Annotated in this window: 1 pseudogene; it reads right to left on the reverse strand. The window is 72.4% G+C overall.

Annotation, left to right across the window (positions count from 1 at the left end):
• A pseudogene (locus SB816_RS33720) lies at positions 1–250 on the reverse strand (efflux RND transporter periplasmic adaptor subunit); the annotation flags it as partial.

Genomic DNA, 250 nt, shown 5'->3' on the forward strand with positions numbered 1-250 from the left:
CGGCTGCCGGCGTGCGCGAGCCGCACCACCGGCTGGCCCGCGCTGACCACCTGTCCGGGCTCGGCGAGGGTTTCCATCACGACGCCGTCGCCGTCCGCGACGAGTTCCGCATAGCCCGTCGCATTGCGCGACACGTTCGCGTCGGCCTCGGCGGCACTCAGTTGCGCCTTGGCGGCATCGGCCGCCGCCTTGATCTGGTCATAGGCCGATGCCGATATCGCTCCGGTGCCGCGCAGGTCGCGGTAGCGGG

The organism is Achromobacter sp. SIMBA_011 (assembly GCF_046535435.1).
Taxonomy (GTDB): domain Bacteria; phylum Pseudomonadota; class Gammaproteobacteria; order Burkholderiales; family Burkholderiaceae_B; genus Achromobacter; species Achromobacter dolens.